The 15,107-nt window shown below is 77.0% G+C and carries 15 protein-coding genes; 10 read left to right on the top strand and 5 right to left on the bottom strand.

What is annotated here, in order from left to right:
• Both WCS02_RS10015 and WCS02_RS10010 read left to right on the top strand, forming a co-directional pair.
• Positions 1–986, top strand: a 986-nt coding sequence (locus WCS02_RS10015) for a putative bifunctional diguanylate cyclase/phosphodiesterase (RefSeq protein WP_340292604.1), incomplete at its 5' end; no start/stop codon positions are given.
• A 26-nt stretch (positions 987–1,012) separates the two neighbouring features.
• Positions 1,013–1,825: a nitrilase-related carbon-nitrogen hydrolase gene (locus tag WCS02_RS10010; RefSeq protein ID WP_340292601.1), complete on the top strand. Its 813-nt coding sequence runs from the start codon at positions 1,013–1,015 to the stop codon at positions 1,823–1,825.
• Positions 1,826–1,832: 7 nt separating this feature from the next.
• On the opposite strand, the gene WCS02_RS10005 is transcribed toward WCS02_RS10010, so the two are convergent.
• Positions 1,833–3,059, bottom strand: a complete 1,227-nt coding sequence (locus WCS02_RS10005) for a pyridoxal phosphate-dependent aminotransferase (protein ID WP_376983772.1) — start codon at positions 3,057–3,059, stop codon at positions 1,833–1,835.
• Positions 3,060–3,184: 125 nt separating this feature from the next.
• Between WCS02_RS10005 and WCS02_RS10000 the strand changes: the two genes are divergently transcribed.
• Complete coding sequence (locus WCS02_RS10000; protein ID WP_340292599.1) at positions 3,185–3,985, top strand: SRPBCC family protein; 801 nt, start codon at positions 3,185–3,187, stop codon at positions 3,983–3,985.
• A gap of 147 nt (positions 3,986–4,132) precedes the next feature.
• Here the strand turns inward: WCS02_RS10000 and WCS02_RS09995 are convergent, their stop codons facing one another.
• Positions 4,133–5,140, bottom strand: a complete 1,008-nt coding sequence (locus WCS02_RS09995; RefSeq protein ID WP_340292598.1) for a class I mannose-6-phosphate isomerase — start codon at positions 5,138–5,140, stop codon at positions 4,133–4,135.
• Between the two features lie 139 nt (positions 5,141–5,279).
• On the opposite strand from WCS02_RS09995, the gene WCS02_RS09990 reads away from it, so the two are divergent.
• Together WCS02_RS09990 and hglS are read left to right on the top strand one after the other, a co-directional pair.
• Positions 5,280–6,467, top strand: a complete 1,188-nt coding sequence (locus WCS02_RS09990) for an NAD(P)/FAD-dependent oxidoreductase (protein ID WP_340292597.1) — start codon at positions 5,280–5,282, stop codon at positions 6,465–6,467.
• A gap of 58 nt (positions 6,468–6,525) precedes the next feature.
• Complete coding sequence (gene hglS, locus WCS02_RS09985; RefSeq protein ID WP_340292595.1) at positions 6,526–7,827, top strand: 2-oxoadipate dioxygenase/decarboxylase; 1,302 nt, start codon at positions 6,526–6,528, stop codon at positions 7,825–7,827.
• Positions 7,828–7,834: 7 nt separating this feature from the next.
• On the opposite strand, the gene WCS02_RS09980 is transcribed toward hglS, so the two are convergent.
• From WCS02_RS09980 to WCS02_RS09970, 3 genes are read right to left on the bottom strand one after another with little or no spacing between them, the layout of a single operon-like run.
• Complete coding sequence (locus WCS02_RS09980; protein ID WP_340292593.1) at positions 7,835–8,338, bottom strand: DUF1990 family protein; 504 nt, start codon at positions 8,336–8,338, stop codon at positions 7,835–7,837.
• Positions 8,335–9,198, bottom strand: coding sequence for a YndJ family protein (locus WCS02_RS09975; RefSeq protein WP_340292592.1), 864 nt, complete (start codon positions 9,196–9,198; stop codon positions 8,335–8,337). The genes WCS02_RS09980 and WCS02_RS09975 overlap by 4 nt, the downstream gene beginning before the upstream one ends.
• Complete coding sequence (locus WCS02_RS09970; protein WP_340292591.1) at positions 9,195–9,848, bottom strand: TetR/AcrR family transcriptional regulator; 654 nt, start codon at positions 9,846–9,848, stop codon at positions 9,195–9,197. The genes WCS02_RS09975 and WCS02_RS09970 overlap by 4 nt, the downstream gene beginning before the upstream one ends.
• Before the next feature lie 102 nt (positions 9,849–9,950).
• Here WCS02_RS09970 and amaB point away from each other — a divergent pair, with 102 nt between their 5' ends.
• From amaB to WCS02_RS09945, 5 genes are all read left to right on the top strand, one after another.
• A complete protein-coding gene (amaB, locus tag WCS02_RS09965; RefSeq protein WP_340292590.1) occupies positions 9,951–11,507 on the top strand; it encodes an L-piperidine-6-carboxylate dehydrogenase in 1,557 nt (518 codons plus the stop codon).
• A 289-nt stretch (positions 11,508–11,796) separates the two neighbouring features.
• Positions 11,797–12,480: an LmeA family phospholipid-binding protein gene (locus tag WCS02_RS09960; protein ID WP_340292588.1), complete on the top strand. Its 684-nt coding sequence runs from the start codon at positions 11,797–11,799 to the stop codon at positions 12,478–12,480.
• 46 nt (positions 12,481–12,526) lie between these two features.
• Positions 12,527–14,077, top strand: a complete 1,551-nt coding sequence (locus tag WCS02_RS09955; RefSeq protein WP_340292586.1) for an ATP-dependent DNA ligase — start codon at positions 12,527–12,529, stop codon at positions 14,075–14,077.
• A 97-nt stretch (positions 14,078–14,174) separates the two neighbouring features.
• Positions 14,175–14,687: a class I SAM-dependent methyltransferase gene (locus WCS02_RS09950; RefSeq protein WP_340292584.1), complete on the top strand. Its 513-nt coding sequence runs from the start codon at positions 14,175–14,177 to the stop codon at positions 14,685–14,687.
• Between the two features lie 81 nt (positions 14,688–14,768).
• A partial coding sequence (locus WCS02_RS09945) for a hypothetical protein (RefSeq protein WP_340292581.1) occupies positions 14,769–15,107 on the top strand: 339 nt, incomplete at its 3' end.

Genomic DNA, 15,107 nt, shown 5'->3' with positions numbered 1-15,107 from the left:
GTGTCGGCATCGCCACCACGACCGGCGGCGAGGGGGTCGACGCCGCCGAGCTGCTCCGCCGCGCCGACGCCGCCCTGGCCGCCGCGCGCGGCGACGGCCGCCAGGTCGCGGTGTACGAGCGCTCCCTGGACAGCGGGCGCACCGAGCGGCTCGCCCTGCTCGGCGACCTGCACCGCGCCCTCGGCGAGGGCACCCTGACGGTGCACTTCCAGCCCAAGCTCGACCTGGTCGCCGGGCGGGTGAGCGGCGTGGAGGCGCTCGTGCGCTGGGACCACCCCGTCCTGGGCGCCGTGGCCCCGTCGGTGTTCGTGCCGCTCGCGGAGTCCGCCGGCCTCGTCGACCGGCTCACCGAGCTCGTGCTCGCGGAGTCCCTGCGCCGGGCGCGCGCCTGGGAGGACGACGGCCTGGACCTCGTGGTCTCGGTCAACCTGTCCGCCCGCAGCCTGGACGACGACCGTCTCCCGGTCCGGGTCGCCGCCGCCCTGCAGGCCGCCGGGGTGCGGGCGGACCGGCTCGTCCTGGAGATCACCGAGACCTCGCTCATGGGCGACCCCGAACGGACCCTGCCGGTGCTCCACGCCCTCGCCGCGCTCGGGGTGGGCCTGTCGCTCGACGACTTCGGCACCGGGTACTCCAGCCTCGCCTACCTCCAGCGGCTCCCGGTCGGCGAGCTCAAGATCGACCGGTCCTTCGTCATGGCGCTGGAGGACCCCGGCGCGACCGGCAGCACGGCCCTGGTCAGCGCCGTGCTGTCGCTCGCCGAGGGCCTGGGGCTGTCGGTCGTGGCCGAGGGCGTGGAGTCCGCGCGCGCCATGGCGACCCTGCGCGGGCTGGGCTGCCGCACCGTCCAGGGCTACCTGGTCTCCCGGCCGGTCGCCGGCGCGGCCCTGGCGGGCGTGGTGCGCGCGATCGACGCCGACCCCGCCTTCGCGACCGGCTGGCGCAGCCCGCAGGAGCTGCTGCCGGGCGTCGTCGTCGGCGCCTGAGCGGGCCCGGCTGGCACCATGGGCCGGTGACGACGCTGCGGGCCGCGCTGTGCCAGGTGGCCTCGCCGTCGGACCCCGCCGGCTCGCTCGCCCTCGTCGCCGACCCCGTCGCGGCCGCCGCCGGTGCCGGGGCGCAGCTCGCCGTGCTGCCCGAGGCGGCCATGGCCCGGTTCGGTACCCCGCTGGCCGCGGTCGCCCAGCCGCTCGACGGGCCGTGGGCGCAGGAGGTCCGGCGGCTGGCGCACGCGGCCGGCGTGGTGGTGGTCGCCGGGATGTTCGTCCCCGCCACGGACGGCCGGGTGCACAACACTCTGCTCGTCACGGGGCCCGGCGTGGAGGACCGTTACGACAAGGTGCACCTGTTCGACGCGTTCGGGGTGCGGGAGTCGGAGACCGTGGCGCCGGGGTCCCGGCTGGTGACCGTCGACGTCGCGGGCGTGCGGGTCGGGCTGGCGACCTGCTACGACCTGCGCTTCCCGGCGCTGTTCACCGCGCTGGCCCGCTCGGGCGCCGAGGTCGTCGTCGTGCCCGCGTCGTGGGGCGACGGGCCGGGCAAGGCCGAGCAGTGGGAGCTCGTGGTGCGGGCGCGCGCCCTGGACAGCACCTCGTGGCTGCTCGCCTGCGACCAGGCCGAGCCGACGACCGCCGGGCTGGAGCCGGTGCCGGGCGCCGCCGGCGGTATCGGGCGCTCCCTCGCGGTGTCGCCGTTGGGCGAGGTCCGCGACCGGCTCGGGGCGGCCCCCGGCGTCCTCGTCGTCGACGTGACCACCGAGGAGGTCGCCGCCGCCCGCGAGCGGCTGCCGGTCCTGCAGCACGCCCGCCCCCTGCCCGGCGTCTGAGGCCCGCTCAGCCCCGCAGGGCCGCGAGCCGCCGGACGCCCTCGTCGAGCACCTCGTCGCGCTTGCCGAAGGTGAACCGGACGAGGTGCCGTCCCTCCCCCGGCGTCGCGTAGAACACCTGCACGGGGACGGCGACCACCCCGCAGCGCTCCGGCAGCGCCCGGCAGAACGCCAGGCCGTCGACCTCCGCCCCCTCGCCCAGGACCGCGGGGACCACGGGGGTGACGTCCGCGACGAGGAAGTACGTGCCCTGCGAGGTCCCGACGCCGAACCCGGCCACGGCGAGACCCGCCGAGAGCCGGTCCCGCTTGCCCCGCATGTCCGCGGCGAACCCGTCGAAGAAGGCGTCCTCGAGGCCCAGGGCGAGCGCCACGGCCGGCTGGAACGGGCTGCCGCCGGTGAAGGTGAGGTACTGCTTGACCCGCAGGACGGCGGCGACCAGCGGCGCCGGGCCGCACACCCACCCGACCTTCCAGCCGGTGCACGAGAACGTCTTGCCCGCCGAGCCGACCTGCAGGGTGCGCCCCGCCATCCCCGGGAAGGTCGCCAGCGGCAGGTGCTCCCCGTCGAGCACCAGGTGCTCGTACACCTCGTCGCACACCGCCCAGACGTCGTGCTCGACGCACAGCGCCGCCAGCAGCGCCAGCTCCTCGCGCCCGAGCACGGTGCCCGTCGGGTTGTGCGGGGAGTTGAGCAGGAGCATCCGGGTGCGCGGCCCGAACGCCGCGCGCAGCTCCGCCTCGTCCCAGACGAACCGGCCGCCCTCGTCGGGCCGCAGCGGCACCGCCCGCACGACGGCGCCCGCCAGCGCGACCGAGGCGGCGTAGGAGTCGTAGAGCGGGTCGAGCACGACGACCTCGTCGCCGGCCTCGCAGAGCGCGAGCACGGCCGCGGTGACCGCCTCGGTGGCGCCGGCGGTGACGACGACCTCGGTGACCGGGTCGTAGGCGATGCCGTACCAGCGCTGCTGGTGCGCGGCCACGGCCTCGCGCAGCTGCGGCGTCCCGGGGCCGGGCGGGTACTGGTTGAGCCCGTCGCTGATCGCCTGCCGCGCGGCCTCGAGCATGACCGCGGGACCGTCGAAGTCGGGGAAGCCCTGCCCGAGGTTGACCGCGCCGGTGGCCGTCGCCAGCGCCGACATCTCCGCGAAGATCGTCGTGCCGAAGCCGCGCATCCGGCGCACGAGCGGCCCGGCGTCCGGCGCCGCCGTCCCGGTCGTCCCTGTCGTCGTCACCCCGACGAGCCTACGCAGCCCCCCGTTTCACGGACGGCCCGACGGGTACCCGGATGTGGTCAGTACCTGTGCGACGCCAGCACCACCCGGCGGCGCCCGTACCCGAGCGAGAGGAACCAGCCAGCATGAGCACCCAGGTGGACAAGACCGTCGAGGTCGACGTGCCCGTCACGACCGCGTACAACCAGTGGACGCAGTTCGAGAGCTTCCCCGAGTTCATGGGCGGCATCACCGAGGTCCGCCAGCTGAGCGACACCCGCCTGCACTGGGTCGCCGAGATCGCCGGCGTCAAGCGCGAGTGGGACGCCGAGATCACCGACCAGGTGCCCGACACCCGTGTCGCCTGGCGCGCCACCGAGGGCGCCACCAACGCCGGTGCCGTGAGCTTCGTCCCGGTCGGCGCGGACCGCACGCAGGTCACGCTGCACCTGGAGTACGAGCCCGAGGGCGTCGTGGAGAAGGCCGGCGACGCGCTGGGCATCGTCGGCAAGCAGGCCGAGGGCGACCTCGACCGCTTCAAGAAGTACATCGAGAAGAAGGGCGTCGAGGAGGGTGGCTGGCGCGGGTCGGTCGCCGGCTCCCCCGTCACCCCCGGCGTCGAGGACGCCGCGGTCACCCGCGGTGACGACGGCAAGGCCGGCGTCTCCGGCAAGGCCGTCGCCGCCGGTGTCGCCGCTGCCGTGGCCGGTGCGGCCGCCGTGGCCGGTGCCGCCAAGAAGGCGAAGTCCTCCGACGACGAGGCGACCCCCGAGCGCGTGGAGGACTTCGGCACCGTCGACACCGCCGCCCCCGTCGCGGTCAACCCGTCGGTCGTGGAGCCCGTCCTCGTCGAGGACCCGCTGGACCCGCTGACCGACGAGCCCGTCCCCGGCCCGTTCACGGTCGAGCCCGGCGTCGGCACCGACCCCGGCACCGGCCGGGTCTGATCCCCCGGCCGACCGGGCACGCCCGGTCGGCCGCACCACCCGGCGGAGCCCGGTGAGGCCGAGGACCACCTCGGCGTCACCGGGCTCTGTGCTGTCCGGCACGGTGCCGTGCCGCCCGGCCGGCGGAGGTGCTGGCCCGGGCCCGCCTCAGGCCGTGCCGGCCGCCGACGGGCGGCACAGCACGGCCGTGACCTCCCCGGTGAGCTGCCAGGCCCCGGCGCCGTGCGGGACCGCCAGCACGTCCCCGCGGGACACGGCCACCCCGCCGTCCGCGCAGACGGCCACGCCGCTGCCGTCCAGGACGACGAGGATGCCGAACCCGGCGGGGACGTCGACGGACGCCCCGCCCGGGCCCAGCAGGTCCGCGGCGAAGAAGGGGTCGGCCTGCTCGGGCAGGACCCGCAGCGGCAGCGGCCCCGTCGAGCCGGGCGGCACGTGCCGGCACAGACCGGCCAGGTCTCCCGGCGGCAGCGCCCGCGTGCCGGTCGCGGCCACCGCTCCCGCGACGTCGAGCCCGAGGAACGCCTCCTCCGGGCCGGAGAAGCCGACGTGCTCCAGCAGCAGCGAGAAGTCCGACGGCTCCTGGACCTCCACGACGAAGATGCCGGCACCGATGGCGTGCACCGTGCCCGCGGGGACCAGCACGACGTCCCCGGGCACGACGTCGACCGCGTGCATCCGGTCGAGCATCCAGCCGCTGTCCTCGGCGAGCACCGCGCGGGCCAGGTCGTCGGGGTCGACGTCGTCGCGCCAGCCCAGGTGCACCCGGGCGCCCGGCACGGCGTCGAGCACGTACCAGGCCTCGGTCTTGCCGTAGCAGGAGCCGAGGTGCGAGGAGGCGAAGACCCGGTCCGGGTGCACGTGGACCGGCAGCCGCTGGCCGGCGTCGAGCAGCTTGACGAGGACACCCACGTCACCGGGACCACCCGGCAGCACCCCGCCCGTCCAGCCGTCCGGGTCCGCGGCCACCGCGTCGCGCAGCAGCCCGCCACCGGGCAGCGGGCTGAGCCCGGTCGAGGCCTCCCCGTGACGGGTCGTCGTGGAGGCGACCCACTCCTCGGGGCTCCGTCCGTCCGGGGCCGGGACGCCGCGCAGGGCGGTGATGGCCTCCCCGCCGGCGTAGAAGTGGACCAGACGGTTGGGCGGCAGCAGCACCGGACGCACGGGACCTCCAGGCCGGGGGGCGGGTCACGGTGACCCGGGCGCCCCGGTGGCGGCAGGATGCCACCACGGCGGGACCGGCACGACGGCACAGGGAGGCGGCTGCGGTGGCAGGCGGGACCGGGGGCGCGTGGTGAGCCGGGTCGATGACGGCGGTCGCGCCGACGTCGTCGTCGTCGGGGCCGGCGTGGTCGGTGCCTCGGTGGCCTTCCACCTCGCCGAGGCCGGGGCCGACGTCGTCGTCCTCGAGCGCGACGAGCCGGCCTCGGGCTCGTCGGGCAAGCCGGTGGGCGGGGTACGGGCGCAGTTCTCGGACCCGCTCAACGTGACCCTCGGGGCACGCAGCCTGCAGGCCTACGCGGCCTTCGGCGACCGGCCGGGCGCCGACATCGGCCTGCAGCGCGTCGGCTACCTGTTCCTGCTGCCCACCGAGGACGACGTCGGGCTGTTCCGCGCGAGCGTCGCGGTGCAGAACGCGCTGGGAGTGCCGAGCCGGCTGGTCGGGCTCGACGAGGCGGCGGCCCTCAACCCCTGGCTCGACACCTCCCGCTACGCCGGCGCCGCCTGGTGCGACCAGGACGGCTGGGCCCACCCGGCCGCGGTGGTCCGGGGGTACCTGGACGCGGCCAGCCGCCTGGGCGCCCGGGTGCGGACCCGGACCGAGGTCACCGGCGTGCGCCGCGACGGGGACCGGGTCACCGGCGTGCGCACGACCGCGGGCACGGTGGCCACCGGCACGGTGGTGTGCTGCGCGGGCGCGTGGTCGCAGGCCGTCGGCGCCATGGCCGGTGTGCACCTGCCCGTGGTCCCGCTGCGCCGGCAGATCGCGCTGACCGGGCCGCCACCGGCCCGGGGCGCGCGGGCGCCGCTGCCGTTCACCATCGACTTCGGCTCCACGTACTACTGCCACGACGCGGCGGACACCGCGGTCGACCCGGGTGCGGGCCTGCTGCTCGGCATCGCCGACCCTGCCACCCGGCCCGGTCCCGACCGCAGCTACGACGAGGCGTGGCTGCCGACGCTGCGGGCGGCCGCGCGCCGGTGCACGCCCGGGCTGGCCGACCTGCCCGTCCGCTCCGGCTGGGCCGGGCTGTACGAGATGACGCCGGACCACGACGCCCTCCTCGGCCGGGCCGCCGGGGTGGAGGGGTTCCTCTACGCCACGGGGTTCTCCGGCCACGGGTTCCTCCAGGCACCGGCCGTCGGCGAGGTCCTCCGCGACCTGGTGCTCGGGGTGCCGCCCCCGGTCGACGTCTCCGCGCTGCACGCCGACCGGTTCGACGGCGCGCGCCCGGTCCGCGCCGAGGCGAACATCATCTGAGCCGCCCTGCCTACAGTGGCCGGACCCAGCACCCCTCCGGAGCACCCCGGGAGACCACGTGGACCGCACCGAGCCGTGGCAGCTGCGGGCGGCCTTCGCCCGGCGGCTGTCGGACATGTACGGCCGCGAGGTGCCGGCGTACACGACGCTGCTCCGGGTCGCCCACGAGGTGAACCAGGAGGTCGTCGCCCGCGACGGCGCCGCGGCCGAGCGGCTCGGCAGCATCGCCCGGGTGACCGCCGAGCGCCACGGCGCGATCAGGCTCGGCACCCCGGCCGAGCTGGCCCAGGTCGCCACCGTGTTCGCCGCGATGGGCATGGAGCCGGTCGGGTTCTACGACCTGCGCGAGGCCGCGAGCCCCGTGCCGGTGGTGTCCACCGCGTTCCGGCCGGTGCGCGCCGACGAGCTCGCCCGCAACCCGTTCCGGGTCTTCACGTCGGTGCTCACGCCCGGCGACCGCCGGTTCTTCACCGCCGACCTGCAGGCGCGGCTGGAGACCTTCCTCGCCGGGCGCGAGCTGTTCCCGCCCGCGCTGCTCGACCTCGCCGCCCGGGCGGAGGCCGAGAGCGGCCTGTCCCCCGACGACGCCGGACGCTTCCTCGACCTGGCCACGGCGGCGTTCGAGCTGTCGCCGGAGCCCGTCGACCGCGCCTGGTACGACGAGCTGGGGGCCGTGAGCGCCGTCGCCGCGGACATCGGCGGTGTGCGCAGCACCCACGTCAACCACCTGACCCCGCGGGTGCTGGACATCGACGCGCTGTACGCCCGGATGACCGCGCGCGGCACGACGATGATCGACGACATCCAGGGCCCGCCCGCGTGGGAGGGCCCGGACGTGCTGCTGCGCCAGACCTCGTTCCGCGCGCTGGCCGAGCCGCGCTCCTTCCGCCTGCCGGACGGGAGCGTCACGACCGGCGACCTGCGGGTCCGCTTCGGCGAGGTCGAGGCCCGCGGGGCCGCGCTGACCCGGGAGGGCCGGGCGGTGTACGACGCGGCCGTCGCCGAGGTCGCCGCGATGCGCCTGCCCACCGCCGCTGCCCGGCAGGAGGCGGCGCAGCAGGTGTGGCGCCGGTCCTTCCCGGCGACCGAGGAGGGGCTGTTCGACGCCGGCCTGGCCTACGCCGAGCACCGGGTGGTCGACGGCCGGACGGTGCGGGTGCCCGTGGTCTACGAGGACTTCCTGCCGCAGTCCGCGGCCGGCATCTTCGCCTCCAACCTCAGCGCCGACGCCACCACCGACCGCTCGGAGGAGGGCCTCGGTCTCGACGCCGCCTGGCTGGCCGGTGCCGTGGGGCGCGAGGTGCACGACCCGTTCGACCTGTACGCCGCGCAGGCCGCCGCCTCCCCCGCGCCCGCCTGAGCCGGGCTCAGAGCCGCCGGAGCGCACGCGCCAGGCCGTGCACGTACGCCCGCTGCGCCGGCGGGGCGACCGGGCCGGCCAGGCGGGACCACCAGCGGGCGGGGCGGCTGGAGGCGCGCACCTCGAAGCGCACCGAGCCGTCCTGCTGGCGCCGTACGGCGAACGCCTCCTCCCCGACGAACGGGTGGCCGGGCAGCGTGCCGTAGCCGAAGCCCACGAGGTCGGCGCCCTCCTCGACCCACACCACCCGGCACGGTGCCGGCAGGGCGAGCGGCCCGACCCCCAGCAGCGTCGTCACCGCGCCCCCCACCTCGGCGCGGGGCCGGTCCGCGAGCACCCGCACGCCGGCCGCACGGTGCACCTGCCAGGTGAGCAGCGCCTCCCCCGCCCGCCGCAGGTCCGCCCCGGGCAGCCGAAGCGACGCGTGCAGCCGCCGCCAGCCCGCGGGGGGCGTCCCGCCGTCCAGCAGCCCGCGGGTCCAGCCCGCGCCCTCGTACGTCAGGTCGCTCACAGCAGCTCCTCCTCCCGGGCCAGGCGGTACCAGGCCACCGTCGCGCACAGGCCGAACCCGAGCGCGTTGCCCACCCCGTGGGTGAGCACCATCCACCGCACCGGCAGGTGCGGCAGCCCCGTCGCCTCGCCGAGCGCCCAGCTGAGCGCGAGCAGCATCGTCAGCGGGAGCACGACGGCCGCCACCCACAGGGCCGGGCGGACCCAGGCCCCGTCGGCCCGGGTGACCGACGGCAGCACCCGGGTGAGCAGCAGGGCCGCCACCGACCACATCCCGACGCTGAGCACCACCGCCCCGACGAGCTCGAGCCAGTCGTCGACGAAGTAGCCGAGCAGCACGACCCCGGTGCCCGCCGGGACGCTCCAGGCCCCCAGCCGGGCCAGCCCCGAGCCGTCGGCGGCCCGGTGGACGAGCGCGGCGACGAGCGCGGCCACGGCGCCCGCGTAGTGCAGGTGCGGCACGGTGAGCGCGAGGACGGGCAGGTCGAAGCCCAGCAGCTCCACGCCGGCGCGCTCCGCGACCAGGGCGAGCGCGCCCACGGACGGCGTGACGAGCGCGGTGAGCACCGCGACGTCGCCTGCGCGCAGGCTGCGGTCGCGTAGCAGCCGCGCCGCCGCCACCGCGACGAGCGCCAGCGTGGCCAGCAGGTAGGGCGCGGCCAGCAGGCTCGCCGTCACCCCGCGGGGCAGCCACAGCGAGACCGCGCCCGCGAGCGCCGGCGCCGGCCAGAGCCGGGTGAGCGGCGCCAGCCCCGGTGCCCGGACGAGCCGCAGCCCGAGGGGCAGCAGCACGATCATGCCGAGCGCGACCACGAGGCGCACCGCCACCTCGGCCAGCACCACGGTCGGCGGGCCGCTCACGCGCGGGCCTCGTGCAGCAGGGCGAGGACGTCGGCGACGGTGCCGCGGAGCACGGGCAGGCGCGACAGCCGGACCAGGCGGGCGACGAGGGGGCAGACGCCGTCCACGAGCCGGTGGGTGCGGGCCGCGCCGGGGCTGTCGTCGTAGAGCCAGAACAGCGTGGTGCCGAGCCACAGGAGCCACAGCAGCACCGGCAGCTCCTCGAGCAGGGGCGTCCGCACGGGCGGGTCGGAGCCGGCCACCACGTCGGCGAAGAGCCCGACGGCGAGGTCGCGGGACTCCGTCGACGCCTCGCTGAACGGGCTCGCCGCGTCGCCGGGCCGGATCGCCGTCGAGACGAACGTCGCGCCGAAGGAGCGGAACGGGGCCATCACGCCCAGGCCGGCGTGGAGCACGCCGCGCAGCCGCTGCTCGAACGTGCCGCCGAGCGGCAGCCGGTCGGCCACGGCCTCGCGGTGCTCGACCTGGACCCGGCGGTACAGCTCCTGCACCAGGGCGTCCTTGGACGGGAAGTAGTAGTACGCGTTGCCCGTCGCCACCCCGGCCTCGCTCGCGATGAGGCGCATCGTCGTCGCCTCGTAGCCCCGCTCGCGGAACAGCCGCAGCGCGGTGTCGGCCACCAGCCGACGGGTCTCCTCGGACTTCGCCACGTGCCGGCCTCCCTCGTTTTGAACACGTTCAAGATAGCAGCCGCCCCGTCCGCAGACCCGGGCGGCCGGAGGGCGGGCCCCCGGTCGGCCTAGGGTCGCGCCATGACGAGCACCGAGGCCCCCGCCCGCCCCAGCACCCGCACCGAGGACCTGCGCACCGAGGCGCTCGCCGTCCTGGACCGGCTCGGCGCGGCGGTCCCCTCGGCCCTGCCGGACGGCCCGTCGCTCGCCGCCTGCACGCCCCTCACCGGGGAGGAGCTGTTCCGGGTCGCGGCCGCCTCGCCGGGTGACGTCGACGAGGCCGTCGGTGCCGCGGCCGCGGCCTTCGTCCGGTGGCGCTCGGTGCCGGCGCCCGTCCGCGGTGCCACGGTCAAGCGGTTCGGCGAGCTGCTGTCCGAGCACAAGGCCGACCTGGCGTCGCTCGTCACCCTCGAGGCCGGGAAGATCACGTCCGAGGCGCTCGGCGAGGTGCAGGAGATGGTGGACATCTGCGACCTCGCCGTCGGGCTGAGCCGCCAGGTGGGCGGGCGCACGATGCCCTCGGAGCGCCCCGGGCACCGGCTCATGGAGACCTGGCACCCGCTGGGGGTCGTCGGCGTGGTGAGCGCCTTCAACTTCCCGGTGGCGGTGTGGGCGTGGAACACCGCGGTCGCGCTGGTCTGCGGTGACCCGGTGGTGTGGAAGCCGTCGGAGCTCACCCCGCTGACGGCGCTGGCCTGCAGCGCGCTGCTGGGCCGGGCGCTGGCCGAGACCGGCGCCCCCGCCGACGTCCACCGGCTCGTCCTCGGTGCCCGCGACGTCGGCGCCGCGCTGGTCGCCGACCCCCGCGTCGCCCTGGTCTCCGCGACCGGCTCCACGCGCATGGGCGCCGAGGTCGGCCCGGTCGTCGCGGCCCGCTTCGGGCGGACCCTGCTCGAGCTCGGCGGCAACAACGCCGCCGTCGTCGCCCCGTCCGCGGACCTCGACCTCGCTGTGCGCGGCATCGTGTTCTCCGCCGTCGGCACCGCCGGCCAGCGCTGCACCTCGATGCGACGTCTGCTCGTGCACGCGGACGTCGCCGACGAGCTCGTCGGCAGGCTCGCCGCCGCCTACGCCCGGCTGCCCGTCGGCGACCCCCGCGCCGAGGGGACGCTCGTAGGCCCCCTCGTGCGCGCCTCGAGCGCCGAGGCGATGCAGCGCGCCCTGGCCCGCGCGGTGGAGGACGGCGGCGAGGTCGTCGCCGGGGGCGAGCCCGTGACCGTCGACGGCGCCGAGGGGGCGGCCTACGTGAGCCCCGCCCTGGTCCGGATGCCGTCCCAGACCGAGGTCGTCCGCGAGGAGACCTTCGCGCCGGTCCTCTACGTCATGACGTGGACCGACCTGGACGAGGCCGTCGAGGTCCACAACGCCGTGCCGCAGGGGCTGTCGTCGTCGATCTTCACCTCCGACGTCCGCGAGGCCGAGCGGTTCCTGTCCGAGGCCGGGTCCGACTGCGGCATCGTCAACGTCAACATCGGCACCTCCGGGGCCGAGATCGGCGGGGCGTTCGGCGGGGAGAAGGCGACCGGCGGCGGGCGCGAGTCCGGCTCGGACGCCTGGCGGGCCTACATGCGCCGCGCGACGAACACCGTCAACTACTCCGACGAGCTGCCGCTGGCGCAGGGCGTCGACTTCGGCTGAGACCCCGCCGGCGGCCCGGCCGCGAGACGGCGACCGGGTCAGCCGAAGTGCGGACACGACGGGGGGCGGGCCCGGTGCCACCCTGGCGGTGCCGGCCGACGCCGGGACGGCCGGGGGGCCGGACCGGGCGCGACCGGCAGGGCAGGGCAGGGGGAACGGGTCGCCGGGGGGCGAGCTCCCGGGGGGCACGGGGAACGAGGCGCGGGGGGCGGTGCGGGGACGGCAGCCGGGGGGCTGCTGCACCGCCCTCCCGCGTCCCGGCCCCGCGCACCTGGGGTAGACACGTGCCATGACCTCGCAGCGGGCGCGCGACCGGTGGGCCGGCGCCGCGCTCGGCGCGCTCGCCGTGCTGGGGCTGCTCGTGGCCGTCGTCGTCGTCGCCGTCCTGGCCCTCACGGACCCGGCGCCCTCGGCGGCACCCCCCTCCCCCGCCTCACCGCGGCCCGCGGAGGCCCCCGGCACGCTCGCGGAGGGGCAGACCTGGCTGGGCGACGTCGCCCTCGACGCCGGCAGCCTCCTCACCCCGGACGCCGACCTGCGCGACGTGCAGGCCGAGGGCACCGACGTGCTCACCGGCGCGGACGGGATCCGGGCCGGCTCGCTGGACGTCGAGGCCACCGTGCCGTTCGAGGTCGTCGCCGCGCAGATCGGCCCGGGCACGACCATCACGGCCGCCGAGGACGGCCAGGCGACGGTCACCCGCGACGTCCGGGCCCTCGGCCGGGCGCTGGAGGTGCAGGCCACCGGGACGGTCGAGGTGGTGCGCGGCCGGCTCGTCGTCGAACCGCGCTCGGTCGACGTCGAGGGGCTGTCCTTCCTGTCCAGCACCCTCGCCGCGGCCGCCCGCGAGCTCGTGACGATCGAGCAGGACGTCGAGGGGCTTCCCCCCGGCCTCGTGCTGCGCGAGGTCACCGTCACCGACGACGGCTTCCGAGCCCGGCTGGACGGCGAGGACGTGCTCGTCGCCCCCTGACGCGGCCGCCGGCCTCGACCTGCCGCCGTCGGTGGCCGCTGCCACCATGACGCGCGTGCTCCTCGCCGACGTCGTCGCCACCTCCGCCGCCGTCGGCGCCACCCGCGCCCGCACCGCCAAGGCGCGCGCCATCGCCGACCTGCTCGCGGCCACCGCTCCCGCCGAGGTCGAGCCGGTCGTGGCCTGGCTGGCCGGGGACACCCTGCAGGGACGGGTCGGCATCGGCTGGAAGCGGCTGTCGGCGAGCAGCACCGCCGCCGCGGGGACGCCGGCCCTGACCGTCGGCGAGGTGGACGCCACGCTGGCCGAGCTCGCGGTGACGTCGGGCCGAGGCTCCGAGGCCCGGCGCGACGCCCTGCTCGGCGGGCTGCTGGCCGCCGCCACCGAGCAGGAGCAGGCCTTCCTCGTCCGCCTGCTCACCGGGGAGCTGCGCCAGGGCGCCCTGGAGGGCGTCATGCTCGACGCCGTCGCGACGGCCGCCACGGTCCCCGCCGCCCTGCTGCGCCGGGCGTTCATGCTGTCCGGCAGCCTGCCCCGCGTCGCGCTCGCCGCGCTGGCCGGCGGCGAGGACGCCCTCGCTGCGGTCCGGCTGGAGGTGGGCCGCCCGCTGCGGCCGATGCTCGCCAGCCCCGGGTCGTCCCTGGACGAGGCGCTGGCCTCGCTCGGGCCCGACGTCACCGTCGAGCACAAGCTCGACGGCGCCCGGATCCAGGTCCACCGCGACGGCGACGAGGTCCGGGTGTGGACCCGCACCCTGCGCGAGGTCACCGACGGGGTGCCCGAGCTCGTCGAGCAGGTCCGGTCCCTGCCGTGTGCCACGGCGGTGCTGGACGGGGAGACCCTCGCCCTCGACGACGACGGCCGCCCCCGGGCGTTCCAGGACACCATGAGCCGCTTCGGCAGCGACCCCGCCGGCCGCGGCGCCGACGAGGCGGTCGTCCTCAGCCCGTTCTTCTTCGACCTGCTCCACCTCGACGGGCGCGACCTGCTCGACGAGCCGCTCGACGTCCGGCTCGACGCCTTGGCGGGGCTGCTCGCCGAGGACCGCCACGCCCCGCTGCGGATGCTCGGCACCCGCCGGCCGACGCCGGAGCAGGCGGCGCAGGTGCTCGACGACGCCCTGTCGGCCGGCCAGGAGGGAGTCGTCGTCAAGGACCTGGCAGCGCCCTACGCGGCGGGCCGGCGCGGTAAGGCGTGGCAGAAGGTCAAGCCGGTCCACACCCTCGACCTCGTCGTCATCGGCGCCGAGCACGGCTTCGGCCGGCGCACCGGGTCGCTGTCCAACATCCACCTGGGCGCCCGGGACCCCGACGGCGGCGAGCCGGTCATGGTCGGCAAGACCTTCAAGGGGATGACCGACGAGCTGCTCGCCTGGCAGACCAGCACCTTCCCCGGCCTTGCCCGCTCGGAGGAGCCGTGGGGCCTGCTGCTGCGGCCGGAGCTCGTCGTCGAGATCGCGCTGGACGGGGCCCAGCGGAGCGTGCGCTACCCCGGCGGGGTTGCCCTGCGCTTCGCCCGGGTGCTGCGCTACCGCCCGGACAAGACCCCGGCCGAGGCCGACACCCTCGACGCGGTGCGCGCGCTGCTGCCCGGCTGAGCGGCGGTCGCCGCACGGCGCCGGGCCGACCTCCCGCACGGCGTCCGAGGGCCGGTCCCGGCTGCGGGACGCCGTGCGCGGCCCTAGCGTCACGCCCATGCCGATCAGCTCGTCCGAGGGCAAGGACTGGACCCGTCAGAAGCTGCGCGACCTCGCGCCCGAGTCGCTGCTGGACGTCGGGGCCGGCGCCGGCACGTACGCCCGGCTCGTCGCGGAGCAGCGGCCCGCGCGCCTGGTGGCGCTGGAGGTGTTCGAGCCGTACGTCGAGCGCTACGGCCTGCGCGAGCTGTACGACGAGGTCCTCGTCGGCGACGCCCGCACCACCGAGCTGCCCGAGGCGGACGTCGTCGTCATGGGCGACGTGGCCGAGCACATGACCGTCGAGGAGGCCCAGGACCTGTGGCGCCGCGCGGGCGAGGCGGCCCGCCGGGCGGTGTACATGAGCATCCCGATCGTCCACTACCCGCAGGGCGCGCTGGAGCACAACGACCACGAGGTCCACGTCGTCGACGACTGGGACCACGACAAGGTGCTCGCCGCGTTCCCCGGGATCACCGACTGCTTCCGCGGCCAGGTGGTCGGCGTCTACGAGCGCCGCACCGACGCCTGAGCCCCGGCACCGCGCACCCGCGCCGTCCGACCCGCGCCGTCCGGCCCCCGCCCGCCGCGCGCACGTCGTAGCGTCGGCGGCGTGAGCCTCCCGGGCGGTCACCGCCAGCAGCCCCCTCCCGCCGCCCGCGTGGCCGCCGACCTGCTCCTGCTGGCCGTCGGCGAGCGGTCGACGTGGCTCACCCGGGGACCGGCGTCGCTGCTGCTGGCCGCCGGGTCGGTGGCCGACGACCTGCTCGCCGGCGTCCCGCTCGGCACGCTGGCCGCCGACCGGTCCCGGCTGGCGGCGCACCTGCACGCCAGCGCCCCGGACCGGGAGGCCGGCGTCACCGCCCGCTCCGCCGCGGCGGGCGAGGTCGCCCCGCTGCGGACCCTGGTGTGGGGGCTGTTCCCCCGCGACGGCTGGCAGGTGCAGGAGGCC

Origin of the sequence: Aquipuribacter hungaricus (assembly GCF_037860755.1) — a bacterium.
Taxonomy (GTDB): Bacteria; Actinomycetota; Actinomycetes; order Actinomycetales; family JBBAYJ01; genus Aquipuribacter; species Aquipuribacter hungaricus.
Note: the sequence above shows the minus strand (reverse complement) of the source record. Positions and strands in the feature narration are given on the sequence as shown.